The sequence below is a fragment of the Streptomyces sp. NPDC001889 genome (genome assembly GCF_053594535.1).
The window spans coordinates 15,071-39,583 of sequence record NZ_JBSFER010000014.1 but is presented as its reverse complement, the minus strand read 5'-3'; the positions used below and the strand labels follow the sequence as shown (position 1 = coordinate 39,583).

The 24,513-nt window shown below is 74.5% G+C and carries 23 protein-coding genes and 1 riboswitch; of the genes, 15 read left to right on the top strand and 8 right to left on the bottom strand.

Annotation, left to right across the window (positions count from 1 at the left end):
• Window positions 1-226 precede the first annotated feature (226 nt).
• From ACWCRA_RS17540 to ACWCRA_RS17525, 4 genes are all read left to right on the top strand, one after another.
• Window positions 227-1,195 (top strand): ABC transporter ATP-binding protein, encoded by a 969-nt coding sequence (locus tag ACWCRA_RS17540; protein WP_351544346.1) that lies wholly within the window; start codon window positions 227-229, stop codon window positions 1,193-1,195.
• Entirely contained in the window at window positions 1,183-2,097 is a 915-nt protein-coding gene (locus tag ACWCRA_RS17535) for an ABC transporter permease (protein WP_451067988.1), read from the top strand. The genes ACWCRA_RS17540 and ACWCRA_RS17535 overlap by 13 nt, the downstream gene beginning before the upstream one ends.
• Window positions 2,004-3,224, top strand: a complete 1,221-nt coding sequence (locus ACWCRA_RS17530) for a sensor histidine kinase (RefSeq protein ID WP_451067987.1) — start codon at window positions 2,004-2,006, stop codon at window positions 3,222-3,224. Before ACWCRA_RS17535 ends, ACWCRA_RS17530 begins: the two co-directional genes overlap by 94 nt.
• 186 nt (window positions 3,225-3,410) lie before the next feature.
• Window positions 3,411-4,043 carry a response regulator transcription factor gene (locus tag ACWCRA_RS17525; RefSeq protein ID WP_351544447.1) on the top strand — a complete coding sequence of 211 codons (633 nt, stop codon included), beginning with the start codon at window positions 3,411-3,413 and terminating at the stop codon, window positions 4,041-4,043.
• Window positions 4,044-4,103: 60 nt separating this feature from the next.
• Here the strand turns inward: ACWCRA_RS17525 and ACWCRA_RS17520 are convergent, their stop codons facing one another.
• Window positions 4,104-5,546, bottom strand: a complete 1,443-nt coding sequence (locus tag ACWCRA_RS17520) for an MFS transporter (protein WP_451067986.1) — start codon at window positions 5,544-5,546, stop codon at window positions 4,104-4,106.
• Between the two features lie 184 nt (window positions 5,547-5,730).
• The gene (locus ACWCRA_RS17515; RefSeq protein WP_451067985.1) at window positions 5,731-6,228 is read right to left on the bottom strand and encodes a thiolase C-terminal domain-containing protein; all 498 of its coding nucleotides are present in this window, start codon (window positions 6,226-6,228) and stop codon (window positions 5,731-5,733) included.
• Between the two features lie 216 nt (window positions 6,229-6,444).
• Between ACWCRA_RS17515 and ACWCRA_RS17510 the strand changes: the two genes are divergently transcribed.
• From ACWCRA_RS17510 to ACWCRA_RS17500, 3 genes are all read left to right on the top strand, one after another.
• Window positions 6,445-7,092 (top strand): class I SAM-dependent methyltransferase, encoded by a 648-nt coding sequence (locus ACWCRA_RS17510; protein ID WP_451067984.1) that lies wholly within the window; start codon window positions 6,445-6,447, stop codon window positions 7,090-7,092.
• A 148-nt stretch (window positions 7,093-7,240) separates the two neighbouring features.
• Window positions 7,241-8,098: an N-acetylmuramoyl-L-alanine amidase gene (locus tag ACWCRA_RS17505; protein WP_351544359.1), complete on the top strand. Its 858-nt coding sequence runs from the start codon at window positions 7,241-7,243 to the stop codon at window positions 8,096-8,098.
• A 219-nt stretch (window positions 8,099-8,317) separates the two neighbouring features.
• Window positions 8,318-9,130, top strand: a complete 813-nt coding sequence (locus tag ACWCRA_RS17500; protein ID WP_351544361.1) for a hypothetical protein — start codon at window positions 8,318-8,320, stop codon at window positions 9,128-9,130.
• A 68-nt stretch (window positions 9,131-9,198) separates the two neighbouring features.
• Here the strand turns inward: ACWCRA_RS17500 and ACWCRA_RS17495 are convergent, their stop codons facing one another.
• Entirely contained in the window at window positions 9,199-9,630 is a 432-nt protein-coding gene (locus ACWCRA_RS17495; protein ID WP_451067983.1) for a nuclear transport factor 2 family protein, read from the bottom strand.
• A gap of 180 nt (window positions 9,631-9,810) precedes the next feature.
• Between ACWCRA_RS17495 and ACWCRA_RS17490 the strand changes: the two genes are divergently transcribed.
• Window positions 9,811-10,821, top strand: a complete 1,011-nt coding sequence (locus ACWCRA_RS17490; RefSeq protein WP_451067982.1) for an LLM class F420-dependent oxidoreductase — start codon at window positions 9,811-9,813, stop codon at window positions 10,819-10,821.
• 29 nt (window positions 10,822-10,850) lie between these two features.
• Here ACWCRA_RS17490 and ACWCRA_RS17485 read toward each other — a convergent pair whose 3' ends face one another.
• The 3 genes from ACWCRA_RS17485 to ACWCRA_RS17475 form a co-directional block, all read right to left on the bottom strand.
• The gene (locus ACWCRA_RS17485; RefSeq protein WP_351544370.1) at window positions 10,851-11,927 is read right to left on the bottom strand and encodes a prenyltransferase/squalene oxidase repeat-containing protein; all 1,077 of its coding nucleotides are present in this window, start codon (window positions 11,925-11,927) and stop codon (window positions 10,851-10,853) included.
• Window positions 11,924-12,745 carry a class I SAM-dependent methyltransferase gene (locus ACWCRA_RS17480; RefSeq protein ID WP_451067981.1) on the bottom strand — a complete coding sequence of 274 codons (822 nt, stop codon included), beginning with the start codon at window positions 12,743-12,745 and terminating at the stop codon, window positions 11,924-11,926. Before ACWCRA_RS17480 ends, ACWCRA_RS17485 begins: the two co-directional genes overlap by 4 nt.
• A gap of 71 nt (window positions 12,746-12,816) precedes the next feature.
• Window positions 12,817-14,220 carry a glycosyltransferase family 4 protein gene (locus ACWCRA_RS17475; protein ID WP_451067980.1) on the bottom strand — a complete coding sequence of 468 codons (1,404 nt, stop codon included), beginning with the start codon at window positions 14,218-14,220 and terminating at the stop codon, window positions 12,817-12,819.
• A gap of 266 nt (window positions 14,221-14,486) precedes the next feature.
• Between ACWCRA_RS17475 and ACWCRA_RS17470 the strand changes: the two genes are divergently transcribed.
• Window positions 14,487-15,119: a TetR family transcriptional regulator gene (locus ACWCRA_RS17470; protein ID WP_351544374.1), complete on the top strand. Its 633-nt coding sequence runs from the start codon at window positions 14,487-14,489 to the stop codon at window positions 15,117-15,119.
• Between the two features lie 24 nt (window positions 15,120-15,143).
• Here ACWCRA_RS17470 and ACWCRA_RS17465 read toward each other — a convergent pair whose 3' ends face one another.
• Complete coding sequence (locus tag ACWCRA_RS17465; RefSeq protein ID WP_351544376.1) at window positions 15,144-15,377, bottom strand: ferredoxin; 234 nt, start codon at window positions 15,375-15,377, stop codon at window positions 15,144-15,146.
• Window positions 15,377-16,888, bottom strand: a complete 1,512-nt coding sequence (locus ACWCRA_RS17460) for an aldehyde dehydrogenase (RefSeq protein WP_451067979.1) — start codon at window positions 16,886-16,888, stop codon at window positions 15,377-15,379. Before ACWCRA_RS17460 ends, ACWCRA_RS17465 begins: the two co-directional genes overlap by 1 nt.
• 593 nt (window positions 16,889-17,481) lie before the next feature.
• Window positions 17,482-17,560: riboswitch (cobalamin riboswitch) on the top strand.
• A 133-nt stretch (window positions 17,561-17,693) separates the two neighbouring features.
• Between ACWCRA_RS17460 and ACWCRA_RS17455 the strand changes: the two genes are divergently transcribed.
• From ACWCRA_RS17455 to ACWCRA_RS17430, 6 genes are all read left to right on the top strand, one after another.
• Window positions 17,694-18,905, top strand: a complete 1,212-nt coding sequence (locus ACWCRA_RS17455) for a prenyltransferase/squalene oxidase repeat-containing protein (RefSeq protein ID WP_451067978.1) — start codon at window positions 17,694-17,696, stop codon at window positions 18,903-18,905.
• Complete coding sequence (locus ACWCRA_RS17450) at window positions 18,902-19,552, top strand: SCO2322 family protein (RefSeq protein WP_451067977.1); 651 nt, start codon at window positions 18,902-18,904, stop codon at window positions 19,550-19,552. The genes ACWCRA_RS17455 and ACWCRA_RS17450 overlap by 4 nt, the downstream gene beginning before the upstream one ends.
• A gap of 440 nt (window positions 19,553-19,992) precedes the next feature.
• Entirely contained in the window at window positions 19,993-21,048 is a 1,056-nt protein-coding gene (locus ACWCRA_RS17445; protein WP_451068061.1) for an energy-coupling factor transporter transmembrane protein EcfT, read from the top strand.
• The gene (locus ACWCRA_RS17440; RefSeq protein WP_451067976.1) at window positions 21,045-22,736 is read left to right on the top strand and encodes an ABC transporter ATP-binding protein; all 1,692 of its coding nucleotides are present in this window, start codon (window positions 21,045-21,047) and stop codon (window positions 22,734-22,736) included. The genes ACWCRA_RS17445 and ACWCRA_RS17440 overlap by 4 nt, the downstream gene beginning before the upstream one ends.
• Complete coding sequence (locus ACWCRA_RS17435; RefSeq protein ID WP_351544389.1) at window positions 22,733-23,590, top strand: ECF transporter S component; 858 nt, start codon at window positions 22,733-22,735, stop codon at window positions 23,588-23,590. The genes ACWCRA_RS17440 and ACWCRA_RS17435 overlap by 4 nt, the downstream gene beginning before the upstream one ends.
• A 237-nt stretch (window positions 23,591-23,827) precedes the next feature.
• Complete coding sequence (locus ACWCRA_RS17430; RefSeq protein WP_351544392.1) at window positions 23,828-24,268, top strand: aggregation-promoting factor C-terminal-like domain-containing protein; 441 nt, start codon at window positions 23,828-23,830, stop codon at window positions 24,266-24,268.
• The last annotated feature ends 245 nt before the right edge of the window (window positions 24,269-24,513 follow it).

Below are 24,513 nucleotides of genomic sequence, written 5' to 3'. Positions count from 1 at the left end.
ACGGCCGTCCGCACCGTCGGCCGCACCGAGGTCGTACGGGACCGGCCCCGCGCCCGTTCTAGAACGCGTTCTAGGCCCGGCTGGCCCTATGTATAACGCAGCCCCCACCACTTGTGAAGAGTGCTGACGCCACGTCAGCCACCGCCGTCCGCCGGTACATTTGTCACTGCCGAGTCCGTACATGCGCCTCTCCCGCGCGGGCCCCGCCCGGACTACCGTCGTTCCCATGACCCAGACGCCAGAGACAGAGCTCGCCGTGAGCCTCACGGGGGTGGCCAAGTCCTTCGGCCGCGTACCCGCCGTGGACGGTGTCGACCTCACCGTCCGGCGGGGGGAGACCGTCGCCCTCCTCGGCCGTCACGGCGCCGGGAAGTCCACCGCCATCGGTCTGATGCTCGGTCTGCACCCGCCGGACTCCGGTGAGGTGCGCCTCTTCGGACTCCCGCCCGCCCAGGTGGTCGCGGCGGGCCGGGTGGGCGCCCTGCTCCAGGACAGCCGGCCCATCCCCCGTACCACCGTCCGGGAACTGGTCACCTTCGTGGCCCACACCTACCCCCGCCCCCTCCCCGTGGCCCGGGCACTGCGGCTGGCGGGTCTGACCGAGTACGCCGACCAGCGCGCCGACCGGCTCTCCAGCGGCCGGCTCCAGCTCGTCCGGTTCGCCCTCGCGCTCGTCGGCGACCCGGAGCTGATCATCCTCGACGAGCCGACCGCGGCCCTGGACGCCAAGGCGCGCAACGCCTTCTGGACCTCGATGCGCGGCTACGCCGCCGAGGGCAACACCGTGCTGTTCTCCACCCACTACCTGGAGGAGGCCCACGACAACGCGGACCGGATCGTCGTGGTCGACCACGGCCGGATCGTGGCCGACGGCACCGGCGACGACCTCCGCCGCTCGGCGGGCGGCACCATCGTCTCGTTCGATCTGGCCGGCCGGGGCAGCCACGGTCTGACCGAGCTGCCCGGGGTCGTCTCGATGGAGATACGCGGCGACCGCGCCCGCCTCACCACCACCGACTCCGACGCCACGGTCGTCGCCCTCGCCCGGATGGACGCGATCCGCGGTCTGGACGTCTCCGCGGTCTCCCTGGAGGACGCCTTCCTCTCCCTGACCTCCCGGCTGGAGGCCGCCCGCCTCGACCGGCCGACCGGAGCGGACCGGCCCGACGACGCCCTGGCGGGATGCGTGCGATGACGCTGCGGTACGTCAGACTGGAGGTCCGGCGTGCGCTGCGGGACACCGGGTTCGCCGTCTTCGGCGTCGGACTGCCGGTGCTGATGTATCTGCTCTTCTCCGCCGTCGGCACGGCGGCCGAGAGCTGGGCCACGCCCCGGATGGTGGGCATGGGCGCGTACGCGGCGGTGGCCGCGGCCCTCGCCACCGGCATCGGGGTCGCCGAGGACACCTCGACGGGGTGGCTGCGGCAGCTCCGGACCACCCCCATGACCTCACGGCAACTGGTGACGGGCCGGGCGATCACCGGCTCGGTGGCGGTGCTGCCCCCGGTGGTCGCGGTGCTGGTGACGGGCGGGCTGGTCAACGGCGTACGGCTGGACGCCTGGCAGTGGGCGGCGATCACGCTGCTCCTCTGGCTCGGCGCGCTGCCCTTCACCCTGCTCGGCATCGGCAACGGCTACTGGCTCTCCGTCCGCACCACCGGGCTGGTGAACGCGGCGTCCGCAGCGGGGCTCGCCGTCCTCGGCGGACTCTGGTTCCCCGCCACCCGGCTGCCCTGCCCGCTGGAGTGGCTGGCCGGCTACACCCCGGCGGGCGGCTTCACCGCGCTGGGCCGGGCGGTCGCCGACGGGGTGCCGCCGGGGCCGATGACCGTGCCCGTCCTGGGCTTCTGGGCGGTGCTGTGTACGGGGTACGCGGCCATCTCGTACCGTCGGTCGGCGAAGGACGGTGTGCGATGGCGTGTGGACAGGTATGGACCGAGCGCGGGTGGACCCGGTGGACGGAGGGAGGCCGCGATGAACTGGGGCCGCCCAGCGGCTTCGCCATGCTGCCCTGGCTGCTGCTCGGAACGGGAGCGGTCTTCAACCTCCTCCAGGGCGAGACTCCCCGGCCCTGGCTCGGCGCCCTCGGGCTGCTGATCTTCAACGTCCTCTACGTCAACCTGGTCTTCCGCTCCGTCGACCGGGCCGCCCGGGAGGCCCCCGCCACCCGCTGGCTGCTGCTCGCGCTCGCCGCCGTCGCCTTCGCGCTCGGCGGCGGCTACGGCGGGACCTGGCTGCTCTTCTTCCCGATGCTCGCCCTGGCGGTGGGGACGGTGCTGCGCGGCCGTCAGGTCAAGGTGTGGGTCATCGCCCTGACCGTCGCCGCCAGCACGGTCGGCTTTCTGCGGGAGGGCTGGAGCGCGGTCGGCATCTCGTACGGAACGTTCATCTCCGGCATGGTGTCCGCGGCGATCATGGCGCTCTCCGAGACGGTGGGCGAACTGCGGGAGACCCGGCAGGAGCTGGCGCGCACCGCCGTCGAACGGGAGCGGCTGCGCTTCTCCCGCGATCTGCACGATCTGCTCGGGCACACCCTGTCGGTGATCGTGGTGAAGTCGGAGGCGGCCCGGCGGCTGGGGCCGGGGAACATGGAAGCGGCCCTGTCCGAGATCGCCGATATCGAGTCGGTGGGCCGGCAGGCGCTCACCGAGATCCGCGAGGCGGTGACCGGCTACCGGGAGGGCACCCTCACCACGGAGCTGGACCGCGCCAGATCGGCCCTCACGGCGGCCGGGATCGAGCCCGTCGTCCGCCAGTCGGGGCCCCCGCTGGACCCGCAGACGGCGGCGCTGCTCGGCTGGGTGGTCCGGGAGGCGGTGACCAACGCGGTACGCCACAGTGACGCGACGACCTGCGAGATCACCGTGCTGGGGACGGCGTGCCAGGCCCGGGTGACCATCGTGGACGACGGGATCGGGCTCTCCGGCACCGACCGGCGCGGCACGTTTCCGCTCACGGTGCCGCTCACGGTTCCGCTCGCGGTGCCGCTCTCCGGGGATGCTCTGCCCGAGGGCGACGGAACGGGGCTGCGGGGGCTCGCCGAACGGCTCGCCGCCGCGGGCGGCCGGCTGGAGGCGGGGGCGCTCGGCCGGGGCGGCTTCCGGGTCCGCGCCGAACTGCCGGTGGACGAGGGGCTGGACGTGGTGTGGGAGCGGGAGACGGGGGCGGGGGCGGATACGGCATGTGCGCCGGACCCGGCGGAGATGCCGTACCCCGGACGGTGACACCGCGCTGTGGGGGCGCGGGCCCGGGCGGGCTGCGAGGTGCCGGGGCGCGGGGCCCGGGCGGGCTGCGAGGTGCCGGGGCGCGGGGCCCGGGCGGGCTGCGAGGTGCCGGGGCGCGGGGCCCGGGCGGGCTGCGGGGTGCCGGGGCGCGGGCGGGCGCGGGCCTACGATGGCGCCGTGGAAGAGATGCCCCGGGATCATCGCCCGGCCAGGTCCGTACGCCTTCTTCTCGCCGAGGACCAGGGCATGCTGCGGGGCGCGCTGGCCCTGCTGCTCGGGATGGAGGCCGATATGGAGGTCGTCGCCCAGGTGGGGCGGGGCGACGAGATCACCGCCACGGCGCTCATGACCCGGCCCGATGTGGCCCTGCTGGACATCGAACTCCCCGGCCGCAGCGGGCTGGACGCGGCGGCGGAGCTGCGGGACGAGGTCCCGGACTGCCGGGTGCTGATTCTGACGACCTTCGGCCGGCCGGGGTATCTGCGGCGGGCGATGGAGGCCGGGGCGGCCGGATTCCTGGTCAAGGACGGGCCGGTGGAGGATCTGGCGCGGGCGATCCGGCAGGTGCTGACCGGGGAGACCGTGATCGATCCGGTGCTCGCCGCCGCCGCGCTGAGCGCCGGGCCCAGCCCTCTGACCACCCGGGAGCGGGATGTGCTGAACGCGGCGGTGGACGGGGCGACGGTCGCGGACATCGCGGAGGGGCTGCGGCTCTCCGAGTCGACCGTGCGGAACTATCTCTCCTCGGCGATCGGGAAGACGGGCACCCGCAACCGCATGGAGGCGGTGCGGGCGGCCCGCCGTCAGGGCTGGCTCTAGGGTCCGCCGGGGCTCCAGGGACTCCGGGGGCTCCGGGGGCTCCGGGGGCTCTCGGGGCCCTCAGGTCGTCCCGGTGCGGCGCGGCAGCCAGAACAGGCTGAGCAGCGCGCAGGCCAGCAGCAGCCCCGAGCCCACCTGGAACGCGCGCGCGTACCCGGCGGCCAGCTCCGCCGGGTCCGTGCTGCCGCCGGTGCGGGCGGCGGCGACGGTGGAGAGAACGGCCAGGCCCAGCGCGCCGCCCATGGTGCGGGAGGTGTTGATGAGCCCGGAGACCAGTCCCGCGTCGCCGGGTTCGGCGCCGGCGGTGGCGAGGGCGGCGAGCGGGGTCGCGGCGAGGCCGATGCCCAGCATCATCAGGATGCCGGGGCCGAGGATGGTGGTGAGGAAGGTCCCGTCGGCGGTCATCAGGGACTGCCAGCCGAACCCGGCGGCGGCGATCAGCGCCCCGGTGACGGCGATGGTCACCGCTCCGGCCCGCACCATCAGCCGCGGGGCGAGTTTGGAGCCGATGACGACACTGATGGAGCTGGGGATGAGGGCGAGACCCGCCTCCAGCGGGGTGTAGCCGAGCACGTTCTGCGCGTACACCGTCATGAAGAACCACATGGCGAAGGAGGCCGAGCCGCAGAGCATCATCGTCACATTGGCCGCCGTGACCGCGCGGGAGCGGAAGAGCTTCAGCGGCATCAGCGGGGCCGGGGTTCTCGCCTCCACCGCGACGAAGAGGCCGAGCAGGGCGATACCGCCGAGCAGCGGCAGCAGGGTCGCCGAGGCCGTCCAGCCGGTCTCCTCGGTCTGGACGATGCCATAGGCGACGGCCGCCAGACCGCCGGTGACCAGCACCGCGCCCGGGAGGTCCAGCCGGCGGCCGGCGCCGGAGCGGCTCTCGGTGAGCCAGATCGCCGCGCCGAGCAGCACCAGCGCCCCGACCGGCACATTGATCAGCAGCACCCAGCGCCAGGAGAGCAGATCGGTGAGCAGGCCCCCGACGAAGCCGCCGGCCGCGCCGCCCGCCGCGCCCACCGCCGACCAGGTGCCGATCGCCCGGGTGCGGGCGGGGCCCGCCGGGACGGCGGAGGTCACGATGGTCAGCGTCGCGGGCGCGAGCACCGCAGCGCCCAGGCCCTGCACCGCGCGGGCCGCGAGGAGTTGCCAGCCCTCCTGGGCGAGACCGCCCGCGAGGGAGGCGAGGGTGAAGAGCCCGAGCCCGAAGAGGAAGGTCCGCTTGCGGCCGAAGAGGTCGGCGGCGCGCCCCCCGAAGAGCATGAACCCGGCGAAGGCGATGCTGTAGGCGTTGAGCACCCACTGGAGGCCGGTGGTGGAGAGTCCGAGGTCGGCGCGCATCGAGGGGAGCGCGACATTGACGACGGAGACATCGAGGACGACGAGGAACTGCCCGGCGCTGGCGGCGAGGACGACCAGCCAGGGGCGGACGGGGCGGACGGGGCGGGCCGCGGAGGGGGATATTCGGGGCTTGGCGGCTTCTGAGGGGGCTTGGACCATGACTGTCATGGTCTCAGCCACCCCCGGTCCCGTACATCCGGATATCGGGGCCGGGGCGCGGGCCGGGGCGCGGGTACAGGTCCGGGCACGGACCCGGGGTGCGGGCCCGGCCCTCCGGACCGCCGGGCCCGGCGACGCCCTCCCCCGAGCACACCCCACCCGCATCCGGCTCTCCCGGCGGAGTTCAGGGGCCCCGGAAGAGGGTGACGACCGCCGCGCCGCCGAGGCCGATGTTGTGGGCGAGGGCGGTCCGGGCGCCCGCGACCTGGCGGGGGCCGGCCTCCCCGCGCAGTTGCCAGACCAGCTCCGCCGTCTGGGCCGGCCCGGTGGCGCCCAGGGGATGGCCCTTGGCGATCAGGCCGCCGGACGGGTTGACCACCCACCGTCCGCCGTGGGTCGTCGCCCCGCTCTCCACCAGCTTCCCCGACGCGCCCTCCGGGCACATGCCGAGCGCCTCGTAGGTGAGGAGTTCGTTGACCGAGAAGCAGTCGTGCAGCTCGATGACGTCGATGTCCTCGATCCCCAGGCCCGACGCCTCGTACAGAGGGCCTCGGCCCCTGCCTCGCGGGCCATGTCCCAGTACCGCCGGTCCCGGGACTCGGGCTTCTCGAACCGGGTCATGCCGACGCCGGCGACATAGCTCCTGGGCATGGTTCTCCTTCGGGCTCGGTGGCGTGGCCACCGGGCCCGGCGGACGCGCCGCGAAACGCGGGCCCGGCGCGGGGCCTGGCGCGGTCCGGCGGCGGCCACGGGCGGCAGAGTAGAACACGTTCCATTGAGAGGGAAGACCGGGAAGCGGCGCGGGCGGCCCGCGCGCCGCCTCCCCGGCGACCACGGCGGGGCGTACGGCACCATGGGCGGCTGTGGAACATCCGTACGACACGGCAAGGAAGCGCCCATGACCACCGCCACCCCCGAGCCCGCCGTCCTCGAAGCCTTCGAGAGCGCCAAGGGGTTCATGCCCCGCACCGAGGGGCTCGCCCTGTACGCCGCCGCGCGGGAGGCGGGGGCGCTGGGGCTGCCGCTACTGGAGGTCGGGACGTACTGCGGGCGGTCCACCGTCCTGCTCGCCGACGCGGCCCGGTCGGCGGGCGTCACCGCCGTCACCGTGGACCACCACCGGGGCAGCGAGGAGCAGCAGGCGGGGTGGGAGTACCACGATCCGGCCGTGGTGGACCCCGAGGTGGGACGGATGGACACGCTGCCGGCGTTCCGGCGCACCCTGTACCGGGCGGGGCTGGAGGACCACGTGGTCGCGGTGGTCGGCCGCTCCCCGCAGGTCGCCCGGCTCTGGAACACCCCGCTGGGCCTGGTCTTCATCGACGGCGGGCACACCGAGGAGCACGCGAGCGGCGACTACGAGGGATGGGCGCCCCTGGTGGCCGGCGGCGGGCTGCTGGTGATCCACGATGTCTTCCCGGACCCGGCGGACGGCGGCCGGGCACCGTACGGGATCTACCTCCGCGCCCTCGCGTCGGGCGCGTTCACCGAGATCTCCGCGACCGATTCGCTGCGGGTGCTCCGGCGCACGGGCGCGGGCATCTGACCCCCGTACCGTCCCCGCACCGCCGCCGCACCACCCCCGGACCGACCCGCGCCCCCACCGGACCGGCCCCGGGCGCGCCCCCGACACACCGCTGACACACCCCGGCCACGCCGACGGGCCCGCGCGGCGACGGCCTAGCATCGGACAGATGTCGTACGAGGAGAACAGGCGTCCCGCCCGTCGCGGGCCCACCGCCGTCGCCACCGCCGTGGTGACGGTGGCCGCGCTGACGGGGTGCGCGTCCGGCGGGACGCCGGGCGGTGCGGACCGGGAGGACGCCAAGCCGGGGCGCTCCGCCGACTCCCGGGCGGCGGGCGAGCGCCCCTCCCGCCAGCCGCTCGCCGGGCGGACGGTGGTGGTCGACCCCGGTCACAATCCCGGGAATTTCCAGCACACCGACGAGATCAATCAACTCGTGGACATCGGAACCAACCGCAAGAATTGCGACACCACGGGTACCGCCACCAACAGCGGTTACACCGAGGCCGCATTCACCCGCGATGTTTCACAACGCCTGCGAACCCTTCTCGAAAAGCAGGGCGCGCGGGTGGAATTCACCCATGACGGAAACCGGGCATTCGGCCCGTGCGTGGACGAGCGGGCCCGGATCGGAAACGCGGCGCGCGCCGATGCCGTGGTCTCGGTCCACGCCGATGGATCGGCCCGGGGCAACCGCGGATTCCATCTGATCCTGCCCGGACGGGTCAAGGAGGGGCAGGCGGACACCACCCGTATCGTGGGCCCGTCGCGCGCGCTCGGCGAGCGGATCGCCGGGTCCTTCGCCCGCGCCACCGGGAGCGAGCCGGCCAACTACATCAACGGCGGGAGCGGGCTCGATGTGCGCACCGATCTCGGCGGACTGAATCTCTCCACCGTGCCGAAGGTCTTCATCGAATCCGGCAATATGCGCGATGCGGCCGACGCGGCGCTGCTCTCCAGCCCCGGGTGGCGGCAGCGGGCCGCGGCGGGCATCGCGAACGGCATCCGGGACTTCCTCACCGGATAGCGGAAGCGCCGCCCCGCTCGCTCCCCGACCGCTCCCCGACCGCTGCCCGGTCACCCTTCCGGGCGGAGACGACTCCCGATACCGGGCAGACGGCCATGGAGCCCAGACGATAGATTCATCCCCACGAAGGGGACCCCCTCCCCCGCTCCGTGCCACGCACACCGCCCCAGGCGGCAGCGACGACCGCCCCGATGAGACGACCCAAGAAGGACTTTCTACGTGAACATCCGCTCCCTCACACGAGGTGATGGCGTGGTGATCGGAGCAGCGGTACTGCTGTTCATCGCCTCGTTCCTGGATACGATCGACTGCTCCGGCACCCTCTGCGGGGATGTGCCGAACGCGTGGGACAACGGCTCGCTGCTTCTCGGCGTCTATCTGGCCGGCATCATCAGCGCGGCCCTGATCGTCCTCTCCCGGCTGCTGCCCAGCCCTCCGAAGGTCATCGGCATCGAGCTGGGCCACCTCGGCATCGCCCTGGCGCTCTTCACGGCCTGGTCGGCGCTGGGCGCGATCTTCGACCCGGCGGGCTCGTTCAACGGCGAGCTGGACCCGGACGCCGGCACCGGGCTGATCCTGGGCTTCATCGCGGCCCTGCTGCTGGCGGCCGGCGCGGTCACCGCCCAGCTCGTGCCCGCGCTGAGGGCCCCGCTGATCGGCGCCCCGCGCCCCACTCCGGCCCCGGCTCCGTACGGCGGCCAGCCGCAGACGGGGTACGGCTACCCGGGCGCGCAGCAGCAGCCGTACGGCGGCGCCCAGCAGCAGCCCTCCTACGGCGGCAACCCCGCCCAGGGCGGCCCGGCCGCGGCGCCGCAGCCGGGCGGCGGCGGCGCGGACTTCGCGCCGTTCTGGTTCGCGGTGCCGGTGGCCCGTCCGCTGTACGGCGAGGACGGCTCCCCCAGCCCGATCGCCGAACTGGCGCCGGGCACCTGGTATCTCGCGGTCGAGCAGCGCGGTTCCGGGCTGATCGCGCAGACGCAGGACGGGCGGCGCGGGGTGCTCCAGGACACCTCGGGCATCCAGCGCGGCTGACGCCCCGCCCCGAGAACCCTTGAGGGGTGCCACCGGACGCACGGTCCGGTGGCACCCCTCCGGCGTGCTCAGTGGAGGTTGTCGCCCCAGCCGCCCTGGAGCATGGTCTGGAACGCCCACGCGCCGTCCCGCTTGATCAGGATGTCGGCGTACCGCAGCCGCTGGGTGTGGCCGCCGGCGGTCATGGCCGAGTCGGTGAAGACGATCACCATGGCGGGCGAGAGGAAGACGGGCGTACGGGTCGACTCGAAGGTGATGTCCTCGTCGCCGCCGCCCATCACCTGGGTCATCGTCTCGACGAACCGGGCGCGGTCCCACTGGGCCGCCGCGCCGTTGCCCTGGGAGTCGTCGCTGACGAGGTTGAGCGGGAAGACGGCGACATCGGCCATCCTCTCGATCTCGCGCCGCGCGCTGTAGCCGTCGTAGGCGGCGAACCAGGCGTCGATCTCGGCCAGCTCTTCGGTGGTGGGGATGTGTCCGGCGTCGGGCAGCAGGGGCATGCGAGGGTCTCCCGTTCGGATGGATCAGGTGGAACGTCCACGACCGTAGTTCCCCGGCCACCATCTAGTCAAACTTGATTAGATGATCGGACCCCGGCTCCGGCTCCATTGCCGAGGCACCAGGCCCGCTCTACTCTGACGGTCCATCAGATACGGGTGTGGCGGCACGGAGGTGGTGGGATGCGGCTGGGGCTCGCGCTCGGCTACTGGGGCCGCGGCCCCACCCCGGGACAGCTCGACCTCGCCCGCGAGGCCGAGCGGCTCGGATACGCCTCGGTGTGGACGGCCGAGGCCTGGGGCTCCGACGCCTTCACCCCGCTGACCTGGATCGCCGCGCACACCTCCCGGATCGGACTCGGCACCGCCGTCGCACAGATGGCGGCCCGCACGCCCACCGCCACCGCCATGCACGCGCTCACCCTGGACCATCTCTCCGGCGGGCGGATGATGCTCGGGCTCGGGCTCTCCGGGCCGCAGGTGGTGGAGGGGTGGTACGGACGGCCGTTCCCGAGCAGCCCGCTCACGGCGAGCCGGGAGTATGTGGAGGTCGTCCGGCAGGTGCTGCGGCGCGAGGGGCCCGTGGAGCTGGACGGGCGGTTCCACCAGCACCCGTACCGGGGCGCGGGCGCGAGCGGGCTCGGCCGGGCGCTGGCACCGATCACCCACCCCCTGCGGGCCGGTCTCCCCGTGCTCCTCGGAGCGGAGGGGCCCAAGAACATCGCCCAGACGGTCCGCATCGCCGACGGCTGGCTGCCGCTGTACTGGTCGCCGCTGCGGACCGGCGCGTACCGCGAGGCGCTCACCGGTGCGCCCGACGGGTTCATGGTCGCGCCGATGGTCCGCGCCCGGGTCTGCGACGACCTCGCGGAGGGGCTGCTCTCCGTCAAGGCGATGCTCGCCTTCTACATCGGCGGCATGGGGCACACCGCGCGGAACTTCCACGCCGATCTGATGGCGCGGATGGGGTTCGAGGGCCCGGCGCGGGACATCCAGCGGCTGTTCGCCGAGGGCCGCCGCGAGGAGGCGGTGCGCGCGGTGCCCGACGCCTTCGCCGACGAGATCTCCCTGACCGGACCGAGGGAGCGGATCGCCGAACGGCTGGAGCTGTGGCGGACGGGGCCGGTGACCGATCTGCTGGTCGCCGGGCCCGACCCGGCGACCCTGCGGACCCTGGCGGAGCTGGTGCTCTGACCGCTCCGGCACGATCCGGAAGAGACGACCTAGCCGCAGGCCCCGCAGTCGGGGGTGAGGCCCCGGGGGAGGCGTTCGCCGCCGAAGACGGCCGTGGTGGCCTCGTCGCCGCCGAGGGCGGCCACCGCGAGCAGCAGGGAGCCCGCCGTCCAGGTGGTGCGTTCCTCGGGCCAGATCGCGCGCTCGCCCTCGAAGACGTACCCCGTCCAGTACATCCCGTCCGGGGCGCGCAGATGGCCGATGGACTGGAGGATCTCCAGCGCCCGGTCGGACTCCCCCGTCATCCAGAGCGCCAGGGCGAGTTCACAGCTCTCGCCGCCCGTGACCCACGGGTTGGGCAGCACACAGCGCACCCCGAGGCCGGGGACGACGAAGTCGTGCCAGCCCGACTCGATACGGGCGGTGGCCGCCGGGCCCTCGACCGCGCCGCCCAGGACCGGGTAGTACCAGTCCATGGAGTAGCGGCGCTTGTCCAGGAAGCGTTCCGGGTGGCGGGCGATGGCGTGGGCGAGGGCGCCCGCCGCCAGTTCCCAGTCCGGCTGGGGCTCCTCGCGCTCGTCGGCGATGGCGAGCGCGCAGCGCAGGGCGTGGTGGATGGAGGAGCTGCCGGTGAGCAGGGCATCGGTGACGGGGGTCCCGTCGGCCTCGCGCTTCCAGCCGATCTGGCCGCCGGGCCGCTGGAGCCGGAGCACGAACTCGGTCGCGGCGTACACCACCGGCCACATCAGGTCGAGGAACGCCTCGTCCCCGGTGGCGAGGTAGTGGTGCCAGGTGCCGACGGCGACATAGGCGCAGAAGTTGGTCTCGCGGCCCCGGTCGGTGGGCCGGTCCGGGTCGCCGTCCTGGTAGGCGGCGTACCAGGAGCCGTCGGCGTTCTGGTGCCGGAGCAGCCAGGCGTACGCCTTCGCCGCGGCCTCGTGCTCACCGGCCGCGTCCAGGGCCATGGCGGCCTCGATGTGGTCCCAGGGATCGAGATGGTGGCCCCGGAACCAGGGTATGGCGCCATCGGCCCGCTGGACGGCGAGGACGCCGGCGACGGTCTCGGCGGCCTGCTCGGCGGTGAGCACGCCGGGCAGGACGAGGTGCTCGGTGCGGGGAGTGGTCACGCGTCGGCCCCGGTGGCGGGCGCGGACGCGGTGGTGGTCGCGGTGGCGGTGGCGATCGCGGAATCGGGCACGGTCGCGGTCGCGGGTTCGGGTTCGGGCGCCGGGAGGTGCGGCTTGGTCGCGTACGCCACGAAGCTCTTGCCGATCAGCGGGTTGAGCGCGCGTTCCGCGAGGCGGGTGGCGAGGGGCTTCTTCATGATGTCCCAGACCAGCAGCTTGTGGTACGCCTTGACCGGCAGGACCTGGTCGTTGTCCACGCCGAAGGCGCACTTCAGCCACCAGTAGGGGCTGTGGAGCGCGTGGGCGTGGTGGGTGCCGTAGGGGACGAGGCCGGCCTCCTCGATCCTGGTGAGGAGTTCATCGGCCCGGTAGATGCGGATATGGCCGCCCTCGACCTGGTGGTACGCGTCGCTGAGGGTCCAGCAGACCTTCTCCGGGCCGTACCGGGGCACGGTGACGGCGATCCGCCCGCCGGGCCGCAGCACCCGCACCATCTCGGCGAGCACCCCCTTGTCGTCGGGGATGTGCTCCATCACCTCGGAGATGATGACGACGTCGAACGACTCATCGGGGAAGGGCAGGTTGAGCGCGTCGCCCTCCATCGCGGTGGCGGTGGCGCCCTCGGGGGCCTCCCCCGCCTCCTTCATCGCGGCGAACCACCTGGCGACCTCGCGGATCTCCTCGGCGTTCCGGTCCAGGGCGACGACCCGCGCCCCGCGCCGGTAGCACTCGAAGGCGTGCCGCCCCGCGCCGCAGCCGAGGTCGAGCACACGGTCGCCCGCCGCCAGCGGAAAGCGGGTGAAGTCGACGGTCAGCACAGGTTCCCGCTTTCGCAGTCGGAGGATGGGGGCAGAGGGGTGGTGGGCGGGCGGCGGTCCCGCCCGGGCGGTCAGCGGGGAGCGGTGCTGGCGATGGCCGCCCGGTAGAGCTCCACCGTCCCCTGGGCCGCTTTCGCCCAGGTGAAGCGCTCCAGGACCCGGGCCCGGCCGGCCGCGCCCAGCCTGGCCCGCAGCTCCGGGTCGCCGAGCAGCCGGCCGAGGGCGGCGGCCAGCGCGCCGGCGTCCCCGGGCGGCACGGCGAGGGCGCTCTCCCCGTCGGGGCCCGCCACCTCCGGGATCGCGCCGCCGGTGGTGGCGACCAGTGGGGTGCCGGTGGCCATCGCCTCGGCGGCGGGCAGCGAGAACCCCTCGTACAGCGAGGGCACACAGGCGATCTGCGCGCCGCGCACCAGGTCGACGAGTTCGGTGTCGGAGATGCCCTTGACGAACTCGACCGCGCCCGCGAGGCCGTGGCGCTCGATGAGCCGGGCGACCGGGCCGTCCTCGGCACGGCGGCCGACGACCACCAGATGGGCGTCCGGGTGTGCGGTGCGGAGCCGGGCCAGCGCCTCCACCAGGTGCACCAGGCCCTTCAGCGGCACATCGGCGCTGGAGGTGGTGACGATCCGGCCCGGCACCTCGGGGACGGCGGGGTCGGGCGAGAACAGTTCGGTGTCGGCGCCGATGTGGACGACCCGGACGCGGTCCTCGCGCACGCCGAGATGGTCGACGATCTCCTGCCGGGAGGAGCCGGAGACGGTGAGGACGGAGGGCAGCCGGCGGGCGACCCGCTTCTGCATCCGGGTGAAGCCGTACCAGCGGCGCACGGAGGCCCGCCGCTGCCAGCCGTCCGCCGCGTCCAGCTCCAGCCGGCGGTCGACCGTGATGGGGTGGTGGATGGTGGTGACCAGGGGCGCGCCGAGGTCGGCCAGGAGTCCGTAGCCCAGGGTCTGGTTGTCGTGGACGACGTCGAACCGGCCGCGCCGGGCCGCGAGATGGCGGCGGGCGCGGAGCGAGAAGGTCAGCGGCTCGGGGAAGCCGCCGGTCCACATGGTGGCGACCTCCAGCCGGTCGATCCAGTCGCGGTACTCGTCGCGCGCGGGGGTGCGGAAGGGGTCCGGGCTGCGGTAGAGGTCGAGACTGGGCAGCTCGGTGAGGGTGACGCCCTCGACGCCCTCGTCGAGGACGGGGTAGGGCTGGGCGCCGATCACGTCGACGGTGTGGCCGAGGCGGGCGAGTTCGCGGGAGAGATGGCGGACGTAGACGCCCTGGCCACCGCAGTACGGGTTGCCCTTGTAGGTGAGCAGGGCGATCCGCAGCGGTCCGGCGCCGTCGCCGGCCGCGGCCGGTCCCTCGGCGCGGGGGGCCCGGCCGGAGTCCTGGTCGGGGCCCTTCCCCGAGCCCGGGTGCGGGCTGTGGCGAGGGCCCTGGCCGCCGCCCGGCTGGGGGCCGGCCTCAATGGCCTCAGCGGTCACTCACGGCCCCCTTCTCGCTGTGTTTTCGCCGGAGCGTAACCGCTCGCGCTAATCTAGAACAAGTTTCAGACTTGATCGCTCAAGGAGCTTCGAATCTACCGGCAGGTAGCGCCGCTGTAAGGGCTGGAACAGGTGATTCGCACCACGGCGGGCGCGCTGTCCTGCTGCGCCGCCCCTCCGTGTCCGATACTCGCCCGGTAGCCGCCCGGTGCGACCGCCTCGCCGCACCCGGACGGGACGATCCGCCTCGTGATGGAACGGGACCTATGACAGCCGAAGCCAAGGCCAAGGTGCAGGCCGGCCCTGCCGCACCCCAGCTGACCGAGCGCCAGGAGGCGCGCCGCCGCCGCATTCTGCACACCAGCGCCCAACTGGCCAGCCGTGGCGGCTTCGACGCGGTGCAGATGCGGGAAGTGGCCGAATCCTCCGAGGTCGCCCTGGGCACGCTGTACCGGTACTTCCCCTCCAAGATCCATCTGCTGGTCGCCACCATGCAGGACCAGCTCCAGCATCTGCACACCACCCTGCGCAAGCGCCCGCCGGGCGGGGCGGACCCGGCCGAGCGGGTGGCCGAGACCCTGATGCGGGCCTTCCGGGCGCTCCAGCGCGAACCGCATCTCGCGGACGCGATGGTGCGGGCGCTGACCTTCGCGGACCGGAGCGTGAGCCCCGAGGTGGACACGGTCTCGCGGCAGACCACCGCGATCATCCTGGACGCGATGGGTCTGGAGCACCCGACGCCCGACCAGCTCTCGGCGGTGCGGGTGATCGAGCACACCTGGCACTCGGCGCTGATCACCTGGCTGTCGGGGCGGGCCTCGATCGCGCAGGTGAAGATAGACATCGAGACGGTGTGCCGGCTCATCGAGCTGACGGAAACGGAGCGCCCGCGGCGCTAGGTGCCGGCGGGCCTGCCCGGGGTTTCAGTCCTCCGGCGGGAACACCGGTTCACCGCCGGCCGCGAGGGTGATGGTGATCGCCTCCACCGGGCAGTTCTCGGCGGCGGCGAGCACCGTCTCGCTCGCCTCCGCCTCGGGCTCCCGGGGGTGCGACTGCCGCGCCCCGTCCAGACTGAATCCGTCCGGCGCGGTGCCGGCGCACATGCCGGAGCCGATACAGACGGCGCGGTCGACCCGGATGTTCCAGCGGTCGCCCATCAGTTGCCTCCGTCTCCCGTGGACGCGCCCCCGGGTCCGGTGGTCCCGAGCCCCGGGGCCTCGTATCCGGCGGGCAGATGGATCATCTTGTGCTCCAGATACTCACCGTAGCCCTCGGGGCCCAATTCGCGCCCCATGCCGGAGTCCTTGTATCCGCCGAACGGCCCAAGCATGTCCAGCCCGAAGGTGTTGACGCAGTACGTGCCGGTCCTGATCCGGCGGGCGAAGTCGATGCCGCGCTCCACGTCACCGGTCCACACACTGCCGCTGAGCCCGTAGTCGGAGTCGTTGGCCACCCGGGCGGCCTCCGTCTCGTCCCCGTACGGCAGCAGACAGATCACCGGCCCGAAGATCTCCTCCCGGGCGATCCGCATGCCGTTGTCGACCTCGCCGAAGAGGGTCGGTTCGACATACCAGCCCCGGTCCAGACCGGCGGGGCGCCCGCCGCCGGTGAGGAGCTTCGCGCCCTCCTCCCGGCCGATGCCGATGTAGTCGAGCGAGCGCTGCCGCTGGCGCCGGGCGACCAGCGGGCCCACCTCGGTCGCCGGGTCCAGCGGGTCGCCGACCACCAGCGCGGCGGCGGCGGCCGTCAGGGCCTCGGCGATCTCGTCGTAGCGGGAGCGCGGGGCGAGGATACGGGTCTGGGCCACACAGGCCTGTCCGTTGTTCATCCAGGCGGCGGGCACGATCCCGGCGATCGCCGACTCCAGGTCCGCGTCCGGGAGGATCACGGCGGCGGACTTGCCGCCCAGTTCGAGGGTGACACGGGTGAGGTTGCGGGAGGCCACCTCCATGACCCGCCGGCCCGCCGCGACGGAGCCGGTGAAGGAGACCTTGTCGACCCCGGGGTGCCCGACCAGATACTCGCTGACCTCGCGGTCCGCCGGGAGGATGGAGAGCACGCCCTCGGGCAGCCCGGCCTCCTGGGTGATCTCGGCGAGGAGATAGGAGTCGAGCGGCGCCTCGGGGGACGGCTTGAGCACCGCCGTGCAGCCGGAGAGCAGCGCCGGGGCGAGCTTGGCAGCGGCGGTGAACTGCGGGACGTTCCAGGGCAGCACCGCCGCGACGACCCCCACCGGCTCCCGCCGCACCAGAATCCCGCCGAGCGCGCCGGCCCGCCGCTCCTCGTGGGTGAAGTCCCGGGCGACCTTGAGATACGAGTCCCACACCAGCACCGCGCCCAGCGCCTGGGCGAAGACGCTCCAGGAGTACGGGGAGCCGTTCTGCGCGCTGATCGAGCGGGCCAGCTCGTCGTGGCGGGCGGTGATCGCGTCCTTGATCCGCTCGACCACGGCGATCCGCTCGGCGAGCGGCGTCCGGGGCCAGGGCCCCTCGTCGAATGCCCGGCGGGCGGCGGCGACCGCTCGGTCCACGTCGGCGCGGGAGGCGTGCGGGACCCGGCCGATGACCTGCTCGGTGTGCGGGGAGACGACCTCGATGGTTCCGGTGCCGAGCGGATCGGCCAACTCGCCGCCGATGAAGAGCTTTCCGTGTTCCACGAGCTGGGTCATGCTGCTGCCTCCTGCGCCCCGACGCGGTAGCTGACACTGCTTCAGAACTGATATCAGTTCTAGTTATCGTGGGCAATGCTCGTGAGGCGATGCCCGCCGGGGGCGCGGAGGGGCTGCGCGGGCCCCGGGAGGCGGAGCCCGGCCGCCTCGCCGAGCGGGGGGGCGCGCCGGGGGGCCGATGAGCACACGGCGCCGCAGCCGGGCGGGGGGCGCCGGGCGCCGGAGGCGGAGGAGCGGCAACCGGGGCGCGTCCGCCGGGGAGGGGGCAGCTCCTCCCCGGGGACCATCCGCCGCACGGGGGCACGCCGCGCGCCGGGCCGGACGACGCCGCGCCCACCGCCCCCTCGGCTCCCGGGCGGGTCCGGGAGCCGCCCGGCCACCGCGAGGAGCTGGGGCGCGGACCATCGCGGTGGCGCGGGCGGAGGCACCTCCGCGGAGACCGGTGAGGCCGGGGCTCGCGGAGGAGCCGCCGGGGGTTCCGGTGCGGTGCGCGGCGGTGCGGAGCGGGAGGCCGGAGGGAAGCGGGGGCGCAACTTCCGGATGCGCGGTGACCGGCCGGTAGAGTGGGCAGGTCGTCATCACACCCGTACGGGGGGAAGCCGGTGCGAATCCGGCACTGACCCGCAGCCGTGAGCCGCCCGCCGATCACCGGGGGCGGCGAGCCGGAATGCCCCGTACGCGACCGTGAACGGCTCGTGCCACCGGCAGCCCGCCGGTGACCGGCACCGTCGAGGAATACGGAGCCGGAGCCCTGGTGCCCGCGTGTGCCCGTGCCCGGCTCCCGCAGGAGAGGCCCGCCCCGCTCATGACCACCGCCCGCCGCAGCGCAGCCGCGCTCGCCGTGTCCGCCGTCCTCTCCGTGGCCGTCGCCACCGCGGCCCCGGCCGCCTCCGCGGCCCCCACGCCGTCGCCCGCCGGGAAGCTCCCCGCCGGTCTGTACGGCACCGGCGACCCCACGTACGACGGTGTCTGGCGGCAGTCCCTCGCGCTGCTCGCGCAGGACACCGCCGGGGTGAGGCCCGCCGCGCAGGCCGTCGAGTGGCTGACCGGGCAGCAGTGCGACAGCGGTGCGTACGCCTCGTACCGCGCCGACACCACCGCGCCCTGCGGCCCCAAGCTGCCGCTGGACTCCAACGCCACGGCCGCCGCCGTGCAGGCGCTCGCCGCGCTCGGGGGTGAGGAGAAGGCCGTCGAGGAGTCGGTGGGCTGGCTGAAGGCCGTGCAGAACCCGGACGGCGGCTGGGGGTACAACCCCGGCGGCGCCAGCGACGCCAACTCCACCTCCGTGGTGATCGGCGCGCTCGCGGCGGCCGGTGAGACGCCCGAGGACGTGCTGTCGAAGGACGGGCAGTCGCCGTACGACGCGCTGCTGACCTTCGCGCGGCCGTGCGGCGGGAAGAACGGCGGGGCCTTCGTCTTCCAGCCGAAGCAGCCCGGGATCGTCGCCGACTCCACGGCGGCTGCGGTGGTGGCCGCGAAGGGCGAGGGCATGGTGGTGCGGACGGATGTGAAGGATGTCCGGGGCCGGTCCTGCGGGCCCTCCAAGACCGTCCAGGGCGCCGCGCACAACGGCGCCGCCTACCTCGGCGCCGCGCTCGCGAAGACCGGCTATCTCACCACCCCGCCGATGCCCGGCTCCGACGACCCGGCCGAGAAGCCGGACCACGGCAACACGGCGGACGCGGTGGTCGCGCTGAGCGCGCAGGGGATGGCCGAGCAGGTGAAGAAGCCGCTGGCGTGGCTGGAGCGGAACGCGGCGGACTGGGCCGAGGAGTCCGGGCCGGCGGCGTACGCGCAGCTGATCCTGGCGGCGGAGGCGGCGGGCGCGGACCCGTCGAAGTTCGGGAAAACGGACCTGGTGGCGGCGTTGAACGCGACCGGGCCCGAGCCGCGGAAGGAGTCCGCGGCGAAGGACGGGGACTCCGGCGGCGGCACCTGGTGGTTCGTCGGGGCCGGCGCCGCCGCGCTCGTCGGTGTGGGTGTGCTGTTCGGCGGGCGCCGCAGGTCGCAGCGGTGAGGCGGGGCGGCGCGCTGCTGCTGGTGCTCGCCGCCGTGCTGACGCTGTTCGGTGCGGGGGCGGGGGCGGCGCAGGCGGCGGGGTACCGCTACTGGTCGTACTGGCAGGGCGACGGCGGGACGTGGGTGTACGCCACGGAGGGTCCGGCGACGGCCCGGCCCGCCGACGGGTCGGTCAGCGGGTTCCGGTTCTCCGTGAGCGAGAACAGCGCGGACGCGGCGCAGCCGCGCCGGGAGCCCGGTTTCGCCGCGATCTGCGGGGGGACGGACGCGGAGCCGGGCAGCAAGCGCGTCGCGCTGGTCATCGATCCCGGGACCGCGGGGGACGCGCCGTCCGGGGAGACGCCGCCGCCGCCGCGGACGGCCTGTGCGAAGGTGCCCGGGGCGGCGACGACCGCGGACGCTCTGGCGAGCGTGGCGAAGCCGCTCCGCTACAACGGGCAGGCGCTGCTCTGCGCGATCTCCGGGTACCCGGGGACGGGCTGCGGCGAACAGGTGTCCGCCCGGGAGCCGTCCGCCTCCGCCTCCGCACCCGCGCCCGCCTCCGATGAGGGCGGTCCCTCCCTCGGCGTGATCGCGGGCGCCTCGGCGATCGCGGCGCTGGCCGCCGCGACCCTGTGGCAGTCCCGCCGCCGCCGGACCCGATGAGCGCCGCGCCGGGGCGCGGTGCGCGCTTCCCGCTCCCCGCCTTCCGGGCCCTCCGCCGGCTCGGCACCTGGAGCCCGAGGGTCCGTCCTCAAACGCCGGACGGGCTGAAATCCCCGGCCCCCCCAGCGGAGAGCCGCACCCTGCGAGAGGCCAATCCCACAGCACACCCAAGGCACGAAGCCCACCCCCAAACACCGGACAGGCAGAAACCCCCGACCCCCCAAGCGGAGGACCGCACCCTGCGAGAGGCCGATCCCACAGCACACCCAAGGCACGAAGCCCACCCCCAAACACGGGGCGGGCTGGAGAACCCGGCCCTGCCCGAGGCACACCCTGCCCCGCCGGCGATCGAGGCACGCCCCCGGGCCGGAGGCCGACCCCCGGCCGAGGGGCGTGGCGGGCGGTGGTGGCGGGCTCCCGAGGAGGTCCGGGGGAAGGGGCTGCACCCGGGGGCCTGGTGGCTGTGGGCGCTCGGGCTCGCCGTCGCCGCCTCGCGCACCACCAACCCCCTCCTCCTCGGCCTCCTCGTCGCCGTCGCCGGCTACGTCGTCGCCGCCCGCCGCACCAGCGCCCCCTGGTCCCGCTCCTACACCGCCTTCCTCAAGCTCGGCCTCGCCGTCATCCTCATCCGCGTCCTCTTCTCCACCCTCCTCGGCTCCCCCATCCCCGGCTCCCACACCCTCTTCACCCTCCCCGAGGTCCCCCTCCCCGACTGGGCGCGCGGCATCCGCGTCGGCGGCCGGGTCACCGCCGAGCAAGTGGTGTTCGCGCTGTACGACGGCGCGAAGCTCGCCGCGCTCCTCGTCTGCGTCGGCGCCGCCAACGCCCTGGCCAACCCCGCCCGGCTGCTCAAGTGCCTCCCCGGCGCCCTCTACGAGGCCGGGGTCGCCGTCGTTGTCGCGATGACCTTCGCGCCGAACATGGTCACCGACATCGCCCGCCTCCGCACGGCCCGCCGGCTGCGCGGCCGGCCCACCGGCGGGATCAGGGCCGTCGCCCAGATCGGGCTCCCGGTCCTGGAGGGCGCGCTGGAGCGGTCCGTCGCCGTCGCCGCCTCCATGGACGCCCGGGGCTACGGCCGCAGCGCCGAGGTCCCGCCCGCCGTGCGCCGCACCACCACCGCCCTCACCCTCGGCGGGCTCCTCGGGGTGTGCGCGGGCACCTATGGACTGCTCGCCGCCGAGGGCGCGGTGTACGGGCTCCCGCTGCTCGGCGCCGGGCTCGCCGCCGCCGTCGTCGGGCTGCGCCTCGGCGGTCGCCGCTCCCTGCGCACCCGCTACCGCCCCGACCGGTTCGGCCCGCGCTCCTGGCTGGTCGCGGCGTCGGGCGCGGCCGTCGCCGCGGCGATGATCTGGGCCGGGGCGCACGACCCCGCCGCCCTCCACCCCTCCGTCGTCCCGCTGACACCCCCCTCCCTCCCCGTGTGGCCGGCCCTGGCGATCGGCATCGGCCTGCTCCCCGCGTCTGTCGCCCCCGTACCCAAGGAGTCCCCGTGATCCGGTTCGACGCGGTGTCGGTCACCTACGACGGGGCGCCGGGCCCGACGCTCCGGCACGTCGACCTCACCGTCCCCGAGGGGGAGCTGGTGCTGCTCGTCGGCCCCTCGGGGGTCGGCAAGTCGACCCTGCTCGGTACGGTCTCCGGGCTCGTCCCGCACTTCACCGGCGGCACCCTGCGCGGCCGGGTCACCGTCGACGGCCGGGACACCCGCACCCACCGCCCGCGCGAGCTGGCCGATGTGGTCGGCACGGTGGGCCAGGACCCGGCCGCGCACTTCGTCACCGACACCGTCGAGGACGAGCTGGCCTACGGCATGGAGTCGCTGGGTCTCGCCCCGGCCGTGATGCGCCGCCGGGTGGAGGAGACCCTCGATCTGCTGGGCCTCGCGGAGCTGCGGGAGCGGCCGATCGCGACCCTGTCGGGCGGGCAGCAGCAGCGGGTGGCGATCGGTTCGGTCCTCACCCCGCACCCCAGGGTGCTGGTCATGGACGAGCCCACCTCGGCGCTCGACCCGGCGGCGGCCGAGGAGGTCCTCGCGGTGCTCCAGCGGCTCGTGCACGACCTGGGGACGACCGTGCTGATGGCCGAGCACCGGCTGGAGCGCGTGGTGCAGTACGCGGACCAGGTGATCCTGCTCCCCGGCCCGGGGCTGGCCCCGGTGCTGGGCGCCCCGGCCGATGTGATGGCGGTCTCGCCGGTGCGGCCCCCGGTGGTGGAGCTGGGGCGGCTCGCCGGGTGGGAGCCGCTGCCGCTCACCGTCCGGGACGCCCGCCGGCGCGCCCCGGCGCTCCGGGAGCGCCTCGCGGACCGCTCACCCTCCGTACCCCGGTTCACGGGCCCGCCCCCGGAGCCCCTCCCCGAGCCCGCGCCCCGGCGGCGCAGGGGTCTGTTCTCCGGGCGCGGGGCCGCCGCGCCCGCCGCCGCGCCCACCGGCACCGCCACCGCCGCCGTGGAGCGGCTGACCGTGCGCCGGGGCCGGGTCACCGCTCTCCGCGAGGTCGCTCTCACCCTCTCGCCCGGTGAGACCGTCGCCCTCATGGGCCGCAACGGCGCGGGCAAGTCCACCCTGCTCTCCGCCCTCGTCGGCCTGCTCGAACCCACCTCGGGCACCGTCACCACCGGTGGCCTCGCCCCGCACCGCACCGCCCCCGCCGCGCTGGTCCGCCGGGTCGGTCTGGTGCCGCAGGAGCCGCGCGATCTGCTGTACGCGGACACCGTGGCGGCCGAGTGCGCCGCGGCCGACACCGACGCGGGCGCCGCGCCCGGTACCTGCCGCGCCCTGGTCAGCGGGCTGCTTCCCGGAGTGCCCGACGACACCCACCCCCGTGATCTCTCCGAGGGGCAGCGGCTGGCGCTCGCGCTCGCGCTGGTCCTCACCGGCCGTCCACCGCTGCTGCTGCTCGACGAGCCGACCCGGGGTCTGGACTACGCGGCCAAGGCCCGGCTGGTCGCGGTCCTGCGGGGGCTCGCCGCCGAGGGGCACACCATCGTGCTCGCCACCCACGATGTGGAGCTGGCCGCCGAGCTGGCGCACCGGGTGGTGATCCTCGCCGACGGGGAGGTCGTCGCGGACGGGCCGACGGCCGAGGTCGTCGTCTCGTCGCCCGCCTTCGCCCCCCAGGTCGCCAAGATCCTCGCCCCCCAGCAGTGGCTGACCGTCGCCCAGGTCGAGGAGGCGCTGTGAGCGGGCGCACCGCCGCCGCGCGGCCCATCCGGCTCGGCCCGCGTTCCGTCGCCGCCCTCGCGCTGGTCAGCGCGATCGGTGTGGTCGCGTTCGGCTGGCCGCTGCTCGCCGACCCCGGCTCGGGTCTGGTCGCCCACCGCGCCGACGCCCCCTGGCTCTTCGCCCTGCTGCTGCCGCTGCTCGTGGCCGTGGTGGTGGCGACGATCGCCGACACCGGGATGGACGCCAAGGCGGTGGCGATGCTGGGGGTGCTCGCGGCGGTGGGGGCCGCGCTGCGCCCGCTGGGCGCGGGCACGGCCGGTCTGGAGCCGATGTTCTTCCTGATGGTGCTCAGCGGGCGGGTGCTGGGGCCGGGCTTCGGTTTCGTGCTGGGCTCGGTGACGATGTTCGCCTCGGCGCTGCTGACGGGCGGGGTCGGGCCCTGGATGCCGTTCCAGATGCTGGCGATGGGCTGGTTCACCATGGGCGCGGGGCTGCTCCCGGGCCCGGAGCGGCTGCGCGGGCGCGGGGAGGTGCTGCTGCTGGGGGTGTACGGGACGGTCGCGTCGTTCGCGTACGGCACGGTCATGAACCTCCAGGGGTGGATCTTCATCGGCGGGCTGTCGTCGGGGATCTCCTTCCACCCGGGCGATCCGGTGCACGAGAACCTGGTGCGCTTCCTCGCCTACTGTGTGGCGACCTCACTCGGCTGGGACCTGGGGCGGGCGGTGCTGACGCTGGTGCTGACCCTCACGCTGGGGCCGACGCTCCTCAAGGCGCTGCGCCGGGCGACCCGGCGGGCCGCCTTCGAGGCGCGGGTCACATTCGAGGGGCCGGCGGAGGGGCCGGGCGGTGAGGCGGCCCACAGGGCTTAGGTCCTCCACTAAGCGGGATAGGGGCGTGGCGGGGGCCCGGGGCGGGGGCGGGGCGGGTCGAGCGCGGGGGCGGTGCGATCCCGGCTAGTACCGGGGGTCGTTGCGCCGGGGCCGGCGGGCTGCTCACATGGGTCCGGTCGCACGGCGCGTCCTGTGCTCGCGTCCGTTCCGGTTCGTTCCGGTCCGGGAGCCCGGCAGCCCGTGCGACGGCAATGTCCCCGACGTTAGGTGTTCTCTGTGTCGCGCTCCTCCCTGCTCAGCCGTATCGCCCTCCGCCCCCGCACCGCCCTGGCCGGCTCGGCCCTCGTGGCCGGTTCCGCCGCGCTGGTGCTGGGTGTGAACGTGTCGGCGGCGTCGGCGGCCCCGGCCGCTCCGGCGGCTCCCACGGCGGCGTCGGCGAAGGCCATCGCGAAGAAGGTGATCAAGGATGAGGCGCAGTTCACGTGCTTCAGCGAGATCGTCGCGAAGGAGAGCAACTGGGATGTGAACGCGCAGAACCCGTCGAGCGGGGCGTACGGGCTGGTGCAGGCGCTGCCGGGCGGGAAGATGGCGACGGCGGGGGCGGACTGGAAGACGAATCCGGAGACGCAGATCGAGTGGGGGCTGGGGTACATGAACGAGCGGTACGGGAGCCCGTGCCAGGCGTGGACCATCTGGCAGACCCAGGGCTGGTACTGACCCTCCGGGTGGCCGCCCGGGCCGGTGTCCGCCCCTTCGCCGGGGGCCGGCCCCCGAACCCCCGCTCCTCAATCGCCGGAGGGGCTGAACAACTCGGCCCGCCCGGAAGACCCACCGGCCCGTCCGGAGAAACCACCGGCCCACCCGGAGGAATCACCAGCCCGTCCGGCGCTTGAGGACAGACCCGCGCCCCGGGGCTCGGAAGCACCCGATTCCGCCCCCTCGTCGGGGGCCAGCCCCCGAAC